Source organism: Dehalobacter sp. TeCB1 (assembly GCF_001707455.1).
Lineage (GTDB): Bacteria > Bacillota > Desulfitobacteriia > Desulfitobacteriales > Syntrophobotulaceae > Dehalobacter > Dehalobacter restrictus.
In genome coordinates this window covers 140,939-156,500 of sequence record NZ_MCHF01000065.1, presented here as the reverse complement: position 1 = coordinate 156,500, position 15,562 = coordinate 140,939, and the positions used below count along the sequence as shown (strand labels likewise).

The following is a 15,562-nucleotide window of genomic DNA, read 5'->3' as shown; positions in this document are numbered from 1 at the left end:
TATAACCAAATTCATAAATCATTGTTTATAGCCTTTTTTCATCCAGTTATAGGTTGTATACGACTGCAAAAGATCCCGCTCGGCCGCTTTGACTTCATCCTGTTGGGCAAGATAAGTATAACGCTCGGAGTCCAGTGCCATTTTTGAAATCATTCCGAGCTTATATTTTAAGGTCATCACATTATGATTTTCTTCTTCGTTAGCCAGCTTATCCTGTTGTAAGGAAAGGGCATCCCGTTTCGCCCGAATATCTTGATATGCATTTTTGAAAGCCAACGTAAAGCTGCGTTTCTCATCCTCATACTGGGTTGAATCATCCGAAACTAACCGGACATCAAAGCTCTGGGTGAGAGCCGTCGTCAAATCACCGTCATAGTTTATGCCGTCCAGAACGGAAGCTTCGATCGGTGTGACTTGGGCAAGGGTAAGATCTGTATTGATGTCCTGTCCCATCAGGATATTCAACTGCTGTTTGCTGACAGACGGTTCTATCGATTTCATCATTTGTCCCATCCACTGTTACTTCATCCGTAGCATTCTGGTCATCCGCTGCAGCATTCTGATCGTCTGCAACCGTTCTGTCGTCATTTCTCCCTGCTCATTCCCTGCTTCCAGGCCATCTTCGCGACCACCTACGACGTAATTGTCAAAAAGTAAGCACATGAGTAAAGAAAAGCCCAACCGCCAGGTTGGACAAAATCTACTTTATCTTTTTGTAACAGTTTTCCGGAAGCTCTTTCGACCAAGGAACAAACTTTTCGATCAGTTCCGGATGTTGGTCGAAATCGGTATTTGGCATCTGTTTTAATAAGTAAACCAGATATTCATAAACTTTTAAGTCATTGGACAACGCAGTCTGTACGATGCTATATACCACAGAACTATCGTGAGCACCACGATCTGTTTTCATCGTAACCCAATTTTTACGACCGATTGTAAACGGACGGATGCTTCGTTCGACAAGATTATTTGTTAGCTCGAGACGACCGTCTAAAAGAATATTTTCAAAGTAGCGCCACTGATTTAAAGCATAGTTTACCGCTTCATAAGCCGGGGATTTGGGCACTGTTTGTGGCTTGGTTTCTTTGAGCCACGTCAAAAAGGCATCCATTACCGGCTTTAACAGGGTAAGGCGCTTTTGTCGACGATTCTCGGGGTCAGCATTCTTGTATTTCTTTTCTATATGGGATAAGTAATCGCAGTACTCCTGCCCCTTAAAGCAAACCGTATTCTTTTGCTCCTCAGGGCTCAATGCTTTAATGGCATCCGTGAATTTGCGTTTAATATGAGCAAGGCAGCCAACCACTGTAATTCCTGGGTCAAGTCGATGGTAAACTTCATAGCCATCCGAATGCAGATAACCGGTATAATCTTTAAGGAATTCCTTTGCCGATTCCGCAGCACGGCTTTCATGGAATTCATAGTAGATAATCGGTTCATCATACACGCCGGTGCAATAAACCCAGACATAGCATTTTTTCTTGGAATCCCTGCCGTCCTGCTGTACAACTTTCGTCCATGTTTCATCAGCATGCAAGATATCTTTACTTAAGAGGATGCTTCTCATATGCGTGTAGATCCTTGAAAAGTATTCCTCTGAACAGCGCAGTATCCAGTTACACATATTTTGGCGGGAGATTCGGACACTGTCCATCCGGTCAAACTCACTTTCAATTCGGGCCAGAGGCAGCGCATTGGTATATTTACTGTTGATGATGCCTGCAATCAGTTCCGGTGTGGCAAAGCTTCCAGGTATCGGAAGCCTTGGCATATCCGCACGAATGAAGGGAATACGATTACCCTCACCTTGATTCTTTTCGCACTCACGGCAGGTGTAAACATGCCGCCGATGCTCCTCAACTTCAAAATGAGCTGGAACAAGTTTCAGGGTCTTTGTAACTTCTGTCTTCATATCATGCAAGGGACTGGCGCAGATCGGACAAGATCGCTTTTCGGATGGAAGCTCATGTTCAATGACAGTGACCTTTAAATCTCTGAAATCTTGCTCACGCTTACCCTTTTGCTTAAGTCTCCTAGGAGTCCTCTCGGTAGCTTCTTGAAAAGAAGGTTCCGGTGCTCCAGGTACAGCAGTGGCTTCGGCTTCATTGAAAAGGCAGAGTTGCTCTACACCATCAGGATAAGATACAGAATCGCCGCTTTGCCCATATTTTTGCTGGTTACCAAGACGGATCATTTCAATAAGCCGGTTCATGTTCTGGGTCAGTTCGGCAATGGCCATGTCCTGTCTCTCACAGTGTGCAGCCAGTTCAGCCTGTGACATTTCAATATAATTCAATTGCGGTTTTGAAGGTGTTTCTATCTTGTATTTCATATCATTATTCTACCAGAAATCCATCTGAATTAATAGAGTATACAGGTGCAAAAATGGCTGAAATACGCCAAAAACTTAATATTATTGCTGCATAATATAGGAATCTTTTCAAAGAACAGATCAAAGTAAAATTCTCTGTTTAACTGGCTTATGGGCAGTGGGCTGATCCATAGACAATCCATCCAAAAGCCAACGGAACTGGCGTTCAGAAACTTCAAGAACCTGTTTGTTCTTATAAAATTTCCAGCGAAAGATGCCGCGGCTTAGCTTACGATAGTAAAGCCACCAGCCATTATTCGACCAATGAAGGATCTTGCATTTATCGCAGCTTCGATTGCAGAAGACATAGAGACAATTGGCAAAAGGGTCCATTTGCAGCTGGGTCTGGACCAAGGCGGCTAGACCTTCGATGCTTTTTCGCATGTCGCAAGGTTTACAGGACAGGAATATTTTAACACCGATAGCATTCAGGTTCATAGGGAACAAATAGTGGCCATGGCCTCACGTAGGGTTTCCGTCTGAAAACCTGAGTACAGTTCGATAGAAACTGCCCCAATTTTAATAATGACCGGGACTTCCTTAGCTGATGCGGGTTTCAATTCAATAAAGGTTTCTTGTTTGGGATCCGATTTTGCTTCACGGTTGAGTTTGGTCAACCAATACCGCAGTGTAGAAATTTTTAAGTTGTTTTGTGAACACCATTCAGCTGCTGTTTGCCCGGATGCTCGAAAGTTCTCTACTTGCTGACGTCTGATGACGGATTGCTCTTTAATGCTCATCGATAATTCCTCCTTAGTTTGTACTAAGGATATTATCTCAACTCTAAACGCTTATTTCTATGTGTGGCGTTTTTGACAATTACGTAGAATATGTGTGATGAGAGGGCAACTATTGTGGATGAATTTATAAAAATGCTAGACCCTGCACTTGATTATGTTGAGCATATATCAAAAGGACAAAATTGCCTCATTACAGTTGAATCGAACCGTGAGGTTGTTACATGCCCATATTGCGGAACAGAATCAACCCGCGTTCATTCCGTGTATAAGAGAGAATTTCAGGATCTTCCAATCCAGGATTATCAGGTTGTTATACAGATAAGGAATAGAAAAATGTTTTGTGACAATCCGGAATGTGATCATAAAACATTTTCGGAAAGATTTAACTTCATTACATATAAAGCGAGAAAGACAGAGCGGCTGATCAAAAAGATATTAATTCTATCGTCGAGAGTCAGCTCCGTTTCTGCCTCATCGATGTTAAAAAGTGACACAGCAGCCGTAAGCAAAAGCACGATTTGTAGGTTGCTTAAAAAAAACGCCTCAGATTGTGGATAAAAATATAATTTATAAGGTTTGTGTGGATGATTTTGCATTTAAGAAGCGGCACTCATACGGAACTATTATGGTCGACATTGAAACGCACCGTATTATAGACTTGCTGGATTCTCGAGATAAAGAGCCCGTAACGCAATGGCTGAAAAGCTTTCCGAATCTTAAGGTAGTATCACGTGATGGTTCTCATACATATTCCTCAGCGATTTCAGAAGCTCATCCAAACGCCATTCAGATTAGTGACAGGTTCCACTTACTAAAGAACCTGTCAGAAGCAGTTGAAAAATATATGTTGCGTTTATTTCCCGCAAGGTTGGAGATTCCAGCAACAGAAATTAATAGAAGCCCTGAAATGCAGGCCCTATTGGATACCAGAAATCGCGCTCAGAGAATCCGATTTACAAAAGAAAAGTATAGAGAAGGGTTTTCGGTTAGTGAAATAGCTCTTATAATGCACGCATCTATTTCTACTATAGGAAGATATTTAGCAATAAAAGATGAAGATATTCCTAAAGACACCAAATCAGCAAGGGAAAGACAACATAATGAAGCCATCAATAAGATGGATCAAAAAATAGCAACTGTCAGGAAACTACATGAGCAAGGGTGTTCCATCGAGGAGATTATTAGGGTCACCGGTTATATCCGCAATACAATAACAAGGTATTTATCTAAAGATTGTTCCAATGTAAATGGACATTATGACTGCAGGCGTCCCGGAAAGCTACAACCGTATGAAAAAGAGATCCTGGAGCTACGATCAAAGGGTATGACCTATACAAAAATCACAGAAATTCTCCGCAAAAAAGGATATGATGGTTCAGTTGATGCCTTAAGAGTATTCATGCAGAAAGAGAGAGAACATCAGAAACGAGCTGAAACCGAGAATCGAGAACACAAGGAATATATCGCCAGGAAATGGATGGTCCAGTTAATTTACCGAGATATAGAAAAAGTAAAAGGAATCACACAAAAACAGTATGAAGCTGTCATAAAAAAGTACCCAATTCTGGGAAATGCATATCAGATGCTTCATCAGTTTCATGCCCTAGTTTTTTCCAAGAAAGTAGATGAATTGGAATCATGGATTTCTGAAACCGAGAAGATGGATATAGCAGAGGTCAAATCTTATCTGACCGGTCTAAGAAAAGATCTTGTAGCGGTAAAAAACAGTATAATTTATCCTTATAATAACGGTCTTGCTGAGGGAAGCGTGAATAAGTTAAAGATAGTGAAACGCATCATGTATGGACGTAATAGTTTCGAATTACTAAAATCTAAGACTTTATTGCTTGAATCATTGCACTAATCAACTAAAGTGGGAAAGAACCCCTTTGACGCTTACTCTGTTGTTAAGCGCTTACCACTAAAGTGGGAAAGAACCTCTTAAGCGCTTACGAAAGAGGGCTGATTTCCATATGGAAATCAGCCCTCAAACTATTGGTAAGTTCTTGTGATGATTATTAGTTAACAGTTACAGCTGTACCAACGACTTGGGTATTGTTGGCAGCATCCTTAATTGTTGCAGCCTTACCAGTAATCGTATTAGCAGCAGATACTACATTGGTCAAAGCACCATCTGAAGTAAGAACGATTGTAGCTGATGCTTCAGCCGTAGTATCAATTGAACCAGAAGTGAACGTACCGTCGCCCGGCTGTCCACCAGAGAATGTAAATGCGGCTGCTAATTGAGCGAAGGTAGGAGCTGCATCAGTCCAACCAGCTGCAGGAGCATAAACAGGCTCAGAGAATGTTAATGTCAATTGATCAGCAGCATCATTACCAAATCCAGCAGTTGCTCCAGCTGTGATAGTAGCTGTTAAAAGTACCGGAGCAGCACCGTCAGCAACAGTTTTTTCGGTTTGAGCTGCCATTTCGTTTCTAGCAGTCTGTGTAGCTGTGAGTGTAATATCGTCTTGTACGGTTCCAACTTGTGTTAACTTTGGTGTTACATTTGTATCTGCAGATCCTTTTTCAGCGACAGCAATTATAACTGTTGCACCACCTACGGTTACGCCATTAATGGTATAACCTTCAACAGTATAATCAGATTCAGATACAGATGCGGCATACAGAGCTTCTGAGTAAGTTACAATAATCTGGTCAATCTGTCCGTCTTTGTCATTATCGTTGGTAACATACGGAGTAGCAGCAGCAAATGTTGGAGCTGCATAATCCAGAGTGATATTGTTAGCACCAGAAGCGGCACTCGTGAAGTCATTCAAATCTGTCAATGCATCAAGTGCTAAGCTAATTTGATCAGCAGCAGTTGTTGTAAATGTTGCAGCCGGGAAGGTACAAGTAACAGTTGCAGTGCCATCTGAATTGTTGGTGTAGGTTGCAAGAGTAGCTTGTGTTCCGCCAGCAGTCTTAGTAATTTTGGTTGCATCCGCTGATTTCAAGTGTCTTGTAACTGTGAAGCTTACTTGATTATCAGCAAGTTTCTTAACAGTTGCAACACCAGGAGCAAAGTTAGCAGCCATCACATTGATTGCAGAATTCGCCATTGTTGCAGGGTTATTTCCGGCAAGGTCGGTTACTGCGCCAACATAAATCTGGGTCAAAGCACCGGATCCCAAATCGGTTGCAATTCCTGCAAGCGTCTTAGTAAGGCTGATTGTTGCAGTAGATCCATTAAGTGTAATCGTAGTGCCTGTGGGCAGTGTGTACTGTGTTCCACCAGCATTAGCGAGTCTGTAATTGTTTAAGTCAGTAGCTGTTGTGCTCATGTTTTCTGAGAAGTAGATATAAATCTTATCAGCATTTGCAACAACTGCATTGTTAGCCATATTAGTTAGTGTAGGTCTTGTCGTATCAGGTGCAGTAATAGTGAAAGTCGTTGATACGAATTTGTTTAAAGCAGCTGAAGTGTCTTTGATATTGCTGCTAATTGTAACTGTGTAGTTTCCGCCAACAGCCATGGAAGCAACTGTCAGTCTGTATTTGTAAGTGTTGGCATCTACTACAGCAAATCCTGTAACTGCTACAACTTTACCGTCTTTATCCTTAACAACGTAGTTGCTGAGGGTATCATGTCCGGTAACCGCTTCACTAAAGGTTACATCCATATGCGTTGCATCTTTGTAAGCGACAGTAGCCGTCGGAGCTGTTACGTCAGTAGCAACTGAGAAAGTCACGGCAGTTCCGGTTGGAACCACGTTTCCATAACCGTCAACAATTACATTAGTCTTAGCAGCATCGGCAGCAACCTTATAGTAGATGTACATCGTGCCAGCGCCTTGATTGAGAGGGCTTGCGAATGTTACATCGAACTGGTTGTCTTTTCCTGCTACAGCAGCGGGAACACCACCTGCGGAAGTAACTTTAACCGCTGTTGAAGCGTTGTAGCCATATCTGAATTCAATGTTACCAGTGGCATCAATTGTTACAGGTTTGTCAAAAGTAAGTCTGACTTTGTATTCCGACTTAGCTTCTGCAGTCACTGTCGGCACTGTTGTAACAGCTGTGTGGGTGAAAGTAGAAGTAGCATTTGCCATTACTAAATAACCAGCAAAGTCTTTGAGATCAGTACCGGCACCTGTGGTGTTGAGTTTAATAGTATACTCAGTGCCAACAGCCAGATCAGCAGCCGTGGTTACAATTAAAGCGTTTGATCCTCTAGTTCCGCCTACAACTGAAGCTACTGCAACAGCACCATTGTTAATCACAACGTTGCCAGCAGCAAGAATACTTGTTGTTGTATCATCAGTTGCGCCATTATATACAGGCTCGTTAAAGGTTATTTTTATTTTTTTAGAACCTACGGATTCTGCCTTTGTAATTGAAGGAACTACAGTGTCGGAAAGAACGGCAGTTTTAGTGATATCAGTTAAATTAGTAACGGTTTTAACCAATACTGAAATTGTCTTACCATTTGTGAATTTAGCACCATTGTCAATTGTCAATGTAGCAGTCTTATTATCTGCACTCATAACAATAGCACCAGTTCCTACAGTAGCACCGGCAACACCGTTGGTTGCAGTAACAGAATCTGTAAGTCTGTCAACTCCAGCAGCATCAGCAGTTTGAGTAACTGTGAAGTTTGACTTTTCAAGACCGGTTACAGCCTGATTGAATACAACCTGTACCTGTTTAGCGTTTAGTACGCTTACGCTTTCAACTGTTACAGTTCCATTATTATAAGCAACTTTACCTTTAACTGTATCGGATACAGCACTGGTTCCGCCAACAGCAATAACTTTGCTAGCAGAGGTCAGTTTAGAATTCACCGTAGCAGAAGCAGCAACATCACTGCCGCTAGCCAGAGCAACAAATGCGCTGTATTTAGCTGCCAAAGGCGCAACCGCCAGAGCGTCAACCAGGCTTACACCATTGGCGACATATACTCTGTCATAAGTGAAAGTAAGGGTATCTGCAACAGCTTTGTTGGTTGCAAAACGGTCAGCACCGGAAATACGGGTTAAGCCACTGATGTCAGCAACTTTGGCTGTTCCGCCAACGATGTATTTGGTCGAGCCGACTGCTGTACCAGAGAAGGTACCGTCAGCATTGGCCAACATGATGGCATATTTGTTTTTCGCTGCAAAAGATGCAACTGACAGAGCATCAGGAATAGCATCATAGCCAACTACAAAAGTACCTGCAGGGCTGGTCAATTTGGCATTGACAGCAGCAGCAGTAGCCTGACGGCCATTACCTTTCAGTGCTTCAACAGCAACACCGGTCATGGCATCTACTTCAGCAGCTACAGCATCGGAAATAGCACCGACAACATAAACCTTGGTAGCACCCAGAGCTGCAATTTTAGCTTTTACAGCAGCATCTAAGGAACCTTTAAAGGTCAAAAGAATCGGGGCGTTTTCCTGGCCTGCTAAAGGTGCAGCGGCCAGAGCGTCAACGAGGTTGGCTTGGTCGGCAGGAGCAAGGATTACTGTCCCAGCAGTAGTCCAACCTGCGCTGGCGATTTCGATGGAAGTTCCAACACGGTCTGTGCCAGCGATTCTTGTGTCAGTTGCTGTAGCAGCAAACAACGCAGCAGGCATCAGGGTCAGAACCATAGCAATGATAGCTAAAACGGCTATCTTCTTCGTTCTACTCATTTAGTCAAATCTCCTCTCTTTCTTTAAAAAGGGTTTTTTTGTCTTCGGGCAAATTGATTCAATTTAGTATTTTTATTTCTGTTTTTGAATCAGTCTCCCTTTACTCGAATGCGGAACCTCTAACTTCACCCCCCTTAACAGTGTCGCAAAGATTATCCTTAGACATTGCGCAATATCTAAAGGCACCACCCAACCCGGGGGCGTCCCCCCTCTGAGCCTCGTTCCTCAGGGGCGGTTATCCCTTTAGACGTTCTATGGGTAAAGAGAAGCTTATGTGATGAGCTTCTCATACCTCCATATATTATTCTTTAAAGAACTCAATATTCCTGCATAAGCACGCAACTTTTTTCACAGGAAACATTGGTATTCCTTAAGAAATTGACATAATCACCCAAATTAATCGCGCTATGTTATTCTACAATATTCGCGCAAAAATTTCCACTGTTTTTTTAGTGACATTCTGTTCACAGTCCCTCTATAAGACGGCTTTTGGGGCATTTACCTGACGCAGGAGACAAATTGCTTCTTATTTTACAGTAATCCGAGCTGCCGTATCTCCGTCAAGACAGTACTCGGCAATGCTTTTGCCCCGCCGATTGCTATCACCGTTTTGCCTTTGTACGATGACAGCAAAACTTTTTGACTGGCAGACAGACCGCTTTGGGAAACGAGCAAAATATTGGCTGAGCCTGTCGCTGCCAATATTCCTCCGGTCAGTGCATCGGGAAAATTCATTCCTGTAGCTATATATAGTACCTGTCCTGCCGTTTTATGTTCTTGGAGAACGTCTGCAGACGTTGCATAACGATCCGCACCGCCAATTCTGACCGGGGAAGGTAGCTCTGACAGTACATTTCCGGAGACTGCTCCGCTCCCGCCGATCACTTCCGTAGCGGTAATGGCACTTTTCTTCAGAGCAAGCAAGGTCTCGCTGTTTAATATCCCGGAAGACGTCAACAAAATTGGTTTGCCCTCTACTGCTGCGAAAGAAGCCGCTGCTATCGCATCCGGAAAGTTGATCCCGCTGACCACGACTGCCTGCCCTTTTGTGCCAAGCATGTCGGCGACAGCCGCGGCAGTGTCATATCGGTTGTTTCCGGCCAGCCGCTTTACAGCGGCAATATTGGCGAGCTTTGCTTCGACGGCAGCTGAAACAGCCCCTGTGCCGCCAAGAATAATAACTTTATTCGGATTCAAGTCCTGAACCGCCTGATAGACTTCCTGCGGCAGTTCATTTGGGTACGTCAGCAGGATCGGCGCATGGTACTTGTAAGCAAGCGGTGCTCCAGCCAGCGCATCGGGAAAATCATCGGCGCGGGCAATCACAACGGTATCCGCGCCGGTAGGGAACGCCTCCGTCGCAATGGCCAGCGCAGTCGTGATCCTGTCCGATCCGGCGATCCGGTCGTTAGCAGGAGCTGGACTCCAGCCGACCTGGTAAGTCCCAGGCTCATAGATGGAGACTTCTACCTCTGCGGCGTTCATTGAGAACCCGCCGCCAACTCTGATCCATCTCGATCCGCTCCATCGATATAAATAGGCAAGATAGCCTGATTCTGATCCGTACGCGTATGAGGCAGGCAACTCTGCTTTGACCGTCAGGTTAAGGACTTTTTCAGGCAGTACTTCTCCCCAACTGATTGCATACACCCCACTGCCGGAAATGATCCCTTCAGGAAAACTGCCCGGAGATTTTGCTTCAGATATGGAAATATTAATCTTTTTTTCCGTTCCTGTACTGTCGACCTGCAACGCAAAGGCTCCGGTCGGGATGGTCAGTTCGACAGCCGGTTCCTCTCCGGCACTGCCCGCAGCTACGGTGCCGCCTTCCCAGCCCAGAGTGGCCGGAGAGGCATGGCGCTGCGGGGCTCCAAATGTCTTCAGGGCACGGTAGATATCCAGCCTGCCGTAGCCGTATTCATCATCCCTGCCTTCCTGGCCGAGATCATAGGCAGATTGTATCAGGGCTTGTTTAATTTGGCCGGCAGTCAGCCCCGGATACTTGCTCCAGAGTAATGCAGCTGCACCCGTGACAAAAGGTGCCGCGATGGATGTCCCGGTCATATAGGCCAGGCCCGTTTCCGTCGTGGACCAGTAATCCGAGAGGATTCTTTTGCCGGGAGCGGCCAGCAGTACCTCCGGCCCAGTCAGTGAAAAATCCGTAATCACATCGGAGGAATCCACTGCCGAGACGGCAAGAACGTTTGGATTTGCCGCAGGATAGGATACCTCGCTCATTCCTTCTACAGTCTGATGGTTATAGGCCTGCGAGGCGCTTCCGGATACATTGCCGGAAGCTGCGATCAGCAGGCACCCTTTATTGGCCGCATACTGCAGTGCATCGTCGAGTATTTTGGTCTCTTCGTCAGAACCGATGCTCATATTAATGATTTTGGCCCCGTTATCTACGGCCCAGATGATGCCGTCCGCAATGACGGCATCCTCGCCTTCGCCGTTTCGGTCCATGGCCTTGATCGGCATGATCTTCGCGTTATAGGCAACGCCGATAATCCCTTTATTGTTATTCAGGGCGGCAATCAATCCGGCCACAGAGGTGCCGTGTCCGTTATCGTCTTGTTCGGCTCCGGCGTCAGTACTTCGCGTAATGGCGTTATACCCTTTGACAAGATTGCTGCCGTTTGCATCCGCCAGATCCGGATGATCGAGGTCCACGCCGGTGTCAATCACGGCAATCACGACCCCTTGGCCGGTTACACCTTCTTGCCAGGCCTGGTCGGCCCTTACCCTTTGCAGCCCCCACTGGTAACTGTATTCGGGATCACTGACAGCTGTAGTGAAAACTTTCGTATCTACAACGCCTTCGGTCTGATATTTTTTACTCCAGGACGCACTTAGAACTCCCGGAACTTGAAGTGTCTTTTGCAGGATATCCGCTGCTTCATTTGTATCCTTGGTTCCTTCGAACTGCAGTGTGCAATAATCAAGCGGCCCGGTCCTTACCAGCTCACCTCCGACAGCTTCAGCCAGTGTATCGAGATCGGTGTTCTGAGTTGTCTCAACGACCAAACGTACGGCTGCCGGACCATATTCTTCCGTTATAAACAGTTGCTCGCTGTTTCCGCTTGGCGTTTGCTCAGATTGGGCCGGCAGTGTTGAAGAATCAGATATCTCCATAGCAGCTGTGGCCTCCCCCAGGCCGTCTGGTATGCCCTGAAATACCAGAATAAAACAAAGCAAAAGTGCTGAAAAACTTTTTACGTTTAGAAGGGAATTTATTCTCAATCGGATCGTTTTTTGTTTTTGCGGATTCCTGGTGCTTATAAGCAGCATTTTTTTGTCCTCACATTTTTGTGTTTTTGTATGTTTTTCACAAATTCGGCAAGATCTTATATTTTCCTGCATTTTGAACAGGACTTTCGAGTCTGATGGCGAAATAAAGAGATATCCAGTTTTTTGCCAGACAGAATATATGGAGGAGAATCTTTATGTCCAAGTTAAAAATGAATAGTCATCAAAAAAAGCAAGCGACAAGCCTGGTTAGAAAAGGAATAGCGACTCTGACCCTGGCTTCTTTCTTTACGTGCAGCCTGTTTATGGGAACGGGAGAAACGCCTAAATCCGCCTATGCTGCAGACAGCAGTACCACTTCCTTTACCCGTTTTGCCGGAGAAACCAGATATGAGACAGCGGTCGAAATATCTTCAAATAACTGGACCAATGCCAGCAGCGTCGTCCTGACCCGCGGAGATGCGTTTCCGGATGCACTGGCCGGTGCCGTTCTTGCCAACAGCGCTGTGGTTGGCGGCGGACCGCTGCTGCTGACCGAATCCAACCGGTTGCGTCCTGAAGTCCTTCAGGAAATCCAGCGGCTGAATGCTTCCTCGGTCTTTATCCTTGGCGGAACAGGCGCGATATCGGCAAGCGTCGAAAATGCCCTGAAAACCAGTGGCTTGCAGACCTATCGGATTCAGGGAAACGACCGCTATGAAACTGCGGCCAATATTGCTGCGACTTCAATTGAAAGTAGTACACGGGCTTTCCTGGCTTCCGGCAAAGTTTTTGCCGATGCGTTGAGCATTTCTTCGTACGCCGCAGCCAATGGAATTCCGCTTCTGCTGACCGATACGCAGAAAGTCCCCACAGCAACCCTGAATGCGCTCCAGAAACTCGGTGTCACTGAAATTACCCTGATTGGTGGTGAGAGTGCCATCAGTGCTTCAGTTGCCGGGCAGCTCAAAACAGCGGGCTATACCGTCAGCAGACTGAGTGACCAGGACCGCTACAAGACCAATGTGGCGATATTAAAAAATCTTCCATATAATATGGACAAAATGGTTGTCGCGACAGGCGGTTCCTTCCCGGATGCATTGGCAGGCTCTGTGCTCGCCGCTAGAAACAATAACCCGATTCTACTGGTTCCGAAGGACGAAAATGCCCTGCTGAATACGCCCACTACAGCTTATCTTGGATCAAACAGAGCCAGTGTGAATAATTTCTTTTTCTTGGGCGGTTTTGATGTAATCAGTACGGCAATACAAAATATTGTCCGGATCGGAAGCACCAGTTCCAAAATATCGCTGCAGTTCTGGGATGGCTATGCGAACAAGACAACTTATGAAAACCAGCTTTCCTATGTCCCGGGAGATCTGGCAGACTATATCGATATTCTGGTTCCTAACCTTTGCGGGGCTGTCCAGGCCGACGGCAGCTTTGCCTATCGGTTCAGCAGTGCCGAAACCCCAAAATATCTGGTATCTTTGGGGCAGAGCAAAGGTGCCCAGGTCGTACCGATGGTCATGAGCAGCGGCAGTACGGCTGATTCCGTGCTGCAGAACGCGACCAAACGCAGTACTTTTGTGAACAGTTCCCTCAAACTGATTGCGGAGACCAATGCCGATGGCATTCTGGTCGACATGGAAGCACTCTCCGAAAGCTCTGAAGAAGGCCTGACTGCCCTGATGCAGGACCTTTATACGCGACTTCATCCGCAGGGAAAACTGGTCATGGTATCTGTGATGTCCAAAACCTCCGAGACCGCTCAACCCTGGTACGACGAGTACGATTACAGCGACCTCGCTCAGTATGTAGATTATATTCAGATTATGTCTTATGACAAACATTATTCGACCTCCGCTCCCGGCCCGATCGCGCCATTGGATTGGGTCAGAGAAGTTATCGCTTATGCCGTGACTGAAATTCCTTCGGAGAAGATCCTGATGGGCGTTCCTTACTACGGAAGGGCCTGGAGAACGGAAGGAAGCGGCTGGGTATCCAAGGTTTTTGGCTGGGCAGTCGCAACGCAGACCGCTGACCAGTTCTGTGCTACAATCACCCGAGAGACCACGTTGACAGACCCGATCGGCGTACCGACCTTTCAATACGTCGATGAAAGCGGCTACAACAGAACAGCCTATTTCGATGACCGGCTCAGCTGGGGAGAAAAATTAGATATCATGGACGAATATAATCTCGGTGGCATCGGCGGCTGGTCGATGGGCTGGATCAACGAAGTCAGCACTCCGGAGCTGTACCCGCTGCTGAAAGAGCGGATCAACTAATTTTTAACAATTTACTTAACCAACCTTTGATCCGTCTGCGTGCCACAGTTCCAGCGTCAAGCGGAGCAAGGAAGCGAAGCGCGGCCTTTTGTGTCAAGGATGACACAACGGCCGAAAGCGGAATTGTGGCACGCAGACAGGACCGATATACTTAAGTCTGACTGTAATTTACCTATTTAGTACTAGAGGGTGTTCACGCACCCTCTTTTTTCGTGCTGAATATTCATATCAGAAGATAAGAAACTAAGAAGTGGGGTTTCAAGATGACAACTAACCTTCAGTTCTGGGATGGATACGGCAGTAAGGCAGCTTACGAGAAACAATTGGCCTGCGTTTCCGGCAATCTTTTGAAATCAATTGATATCCTGGTCCCGAATTTTGCAGGGCCGCTGCAAGCGGATGGCAGCTTTGGCTATGTCTTCACCGATCCTGAAATACCGAAGTACCTGGTAGCTCTCGGACAGCGCAGCGGCGCCAAAGTGGTTCCGATGGTGCTGGGCAGCGGCAAGACTGCCGGGGATATGCTGCGTGACCCGCTGAAACGCAGTATTTTCAAGGAAAGCTGCCTGAAGCTCATCCGGGAAACCGGCGCGGACGGGATTCTGGTCGATCTTGAAGCGCTCTCGTCCGATACCGGACCGGGACTTACCGCTTTAATGAAAGACCTCTATGCGCAACTATCAGCCATAGAAAAGCTTACGCTTGTCTCTGTGATGTCCCGGACTTCCGACACAGCAGAGCCCTGGTGCTTTCAGTATAACTACGCCGAGCTATCCGGATATGCCGACTACGTACAAATCATGTCCTACGACCTGCATTATGCAACCTCTGCACCGGGTCCGATCGCACCGCTGGACTGGGTGCGCAGGGTCATGGCTTATGCCGTTACACGGATTCCTCCCTCGAAGATCCTGATGGGCATACCGTTTTACGGTAGAACCTGGCGGCAGGACGGCACGCGCTGGGTATCCAAAGCGCTAGGTCTCTCCGCTGCCACGCGGACTGCTGAACACTTCCGTGCAGTAAGCACGAGAGAGACCTCTTCCTCCGATCCCATCGGTACACCAACTTTTTGCTATACAGATGAACACGGTCATCGCTGGACCGTGTATTACGATGATAACCGGAGCTGGGCAGGTAAACTCTGCCTGCTTAACGAATTCAAACTCGGAGGGATAGGCTGCTGGTCCCTGGCCTGGCTCGACCAGACAAGCGCCGGGCAATTTGCGGCACTGCTGGAATAGGGAAGGAACGAAATCAGCAATACCCCCAAAAAAGAAGAGACACCTGAAGTGCCTCACAGGAAAAGTTTCTTTT

At 46.3% G+C, this 15,562-nt stretch carries 11 protein-coding genes; 4 read left to right on the top strand and 7 right to left on the bottom strand.

All coding sequences use genetic code 11. The features are described from left to right. Positions 1–18 precede the first annotated feature (18 nt). From A7D23_RS14105 to A7D23_RS14090, 5 genes are all read right to left on the bottom strand, one after another. Positions 19–504 (bottom strand): TolC family protein, encoded by a 486-nt coding sequence (locus tag A7D23_RS14105; protein WP_068884173.1) that lies wholly within the window; start codon positions 502–504, stop codon positions 19–21. 15 nt (positions 505–519) lie between these two features. After that, positions 520–663 (bottom strand): hypothetical protein, encoded by a 144-nt coding sequence (locus A7D23_RS16200; protein WP_176714432.1) that lies wholly within the window; start codon positions 661–663, stop codon positions 520–522. Between the two features lie 37 nt (positions 664–700). Continuing rightward, positions 701–2,332, bottom strand: a complete 1,632-nt coding sequence (locus tag A7D23_RS14100) for an IS66 family transposase (protein WP_083221906.1) — start codon at positions 2,330–2,332, stop codon at positions 701–703. 120 nt (positions 2,333–2,452) lie between these two features. Further along, positions 2,453–2,809, bottom strand: a complete 357-nt coding sequence (tnpB, locus tag A7D23_RS14095) for an IS66 family insertion sequence element accessory protein TnpB (protein WP_068883808.1) — start codon at positions 2,807–2,809, stop codon at positions 2,453–2,455. After that, a complete protein-coding gene (locus A7D23_RS14090; protein ID WP_068883806.1) occupies positions 2,806–3,111 on the bottom strand; it encodes a hypothetical protein in 306 nt (101 codons plus the stop codon). The genes tnpB and A7D23_RS14090 overlap by 4 nt, the downstream gene beginning before the upstream one ends. Positions 3,112–3,225: 114 nt before the next feature. Between A7D23_RS14090 and A7D23_RS16505 the strand changes: the two genes are divergently transcribed. Both A7D23_RS16505 and A7D23_RS14080 read left to right on the top strand, forming a co-directional pair. After that, a complete protein-coding gene (locus A7D23_RS16505) occupies positions 3,226–3,669 on the top strand; it encodes a transposase family protein (RefSeq protein WP_068884170.1) in 444 nt (147 codons plus the stop codon). Positions 3,670–3,691: 22 nt separating this feature from the next. After that, positions 3,692–4,975: an ISL3 family transposase gene (locus tag A7D23_RS14080; RefSeq protein WP_242871540.1), complete on the top strand. Its 1,284-nt coding sequence runs from the start codon at positions 3,692–3,694 to the stop codon at positions 4,973–4,975. Positions 4,976–5,129: 154 nt separating this feature from the next. On the opposite strand, the gene A7D23_RS14075 is transcribed toward A7D23_RS14080, so the two are convergent. Both A7D23_RS14075 and A7D23_RS14070 read right to left on the bottom strand, forming a co-directional pair. Next, positions 5,130–8,726, bottom strand: a complete 3,597-nt coding sequence (locus A7D23_RS14075; RefSeq protein WP_068884168.1) for a cell wall-binding repeat-containing protein — start codon at positions 8,724–8,726, stop codon at positions 5,130–5,132. Between the two features lie 531 nt (positions 8,727–9,257). Beyond that, on the bottom strand, positions 9,258–11,861 hold the full coding sequence (locus tag A7D23_RS14070; protein WP_242871539.1) for a S8 family serine peptidase: 2,604 nt from the start codon (positions 11,859–11,861) through the stop codon (positions 9,258–9,260). Positions 11,862–12,172: 311 nt separating this feature from the next. Between A7D23_RS14070 and A7D23_RS14065 the strand changes: the two genes are divergently transcribed. Both A7D23_RS14065 and A7D23_RS14060 read left to right on the top strand, forming a co-directional pair. Next, on the top strand, positions 12,173–14,245 hold the full coding sequence (locus A7D23_RS14065) for a cell wall-binding repeat-containing protein (protein WP_068884164.1): 2,073 nt from the start codon (positions 12,173–12,175) through the stop codon (positions 14,243–14,245). Positions 14,246–14,508: 263 nt separating this feature from the next. Further along, positions 14,509–15,489 carry a glycosyl hydrolase family 18 protein gene (locus A7D23_RS14060; protein WP_068884162.1) on the top strand — a complete coding sequence of 327 codons (981 nt, stop codon included), beginning with the start codon at positions 14,509–14,511 and terminating at the stop codon, positions 15,487–15,489. The last annotated feature ends 73 nt before the right edge of the window (positions 15,490–15,562 follow it).

What these genes read in the sequence shown, in the direction of transcription:
- A7D23_RS14065 (WP_068884164.1), top strand. Translation starts at nt 12,173, where the DNA reads ATGTCCAAGTTAAAAATGAATAGTCATCAAAAAAAGCAAGCGACAAGC.
- A7D23_RS14060 (WP_068884162.1), top strand. Translation starts at nt 14,509, where the DNA reads ATGACAACTAACCTTCAGTTCTGGGATGGATACGGCAGTAAGGCAGCT.
- tnpB (WP_068883808.1), bottom strand. Translation starts at nt 2,809, where the DNA reads ATGAACCTGAATGCTATCGGTGTTAAAATATTCCTGTCCTGTAAACCT.
- A7D23_RS14090 (WP_068883806.1), bottom strand. Translation starts at nt 3,111, where the DNA reads ATGAGCATTAAAGAGCAATCCGTCATCAGACGTCAGCAAGTAGAGAAC.
- A7D23_RS14070 (WP_242871539.1), bottom strand. Translation starts at nt 11,861, where the DNA reads ATGGAGATATCTGATTCTTCAACACTGCCGGCCCAATCTGAGCAAACG.
- A7D23_RS14100 (WP_083221906.1), bottom strand. Translation starts at nt 2,332, where the DNA reads ATGAAATACAAGATAGAAACACCTTCAAAACCGCAATTGAATTATATT.
- A7D23_RS16200 (WP_176714432.1), bottom strand. Translation starts at nt 663, where the DNA reads ATGTGCTTACTTTTTGACAATTACGTCGTAGGTGGTCGCGAAGATGGC.
- A7D23_RS14075 (WP_068884168.1), bottom strand. Translation starts at nt 8,726, where the DNA reads ATGAGTAGAACGAAGAAGATAGCCGTTTTAGCTATCATTGCTATGGTT.
- A7D23_RS14105 (WP_068884173.1), bottom strand. Translation starts at nt 504, where the DNA reads ATGATGAAATCGATAGAACCGTCTGTCAGCAAACAGCAGTTGAATATC.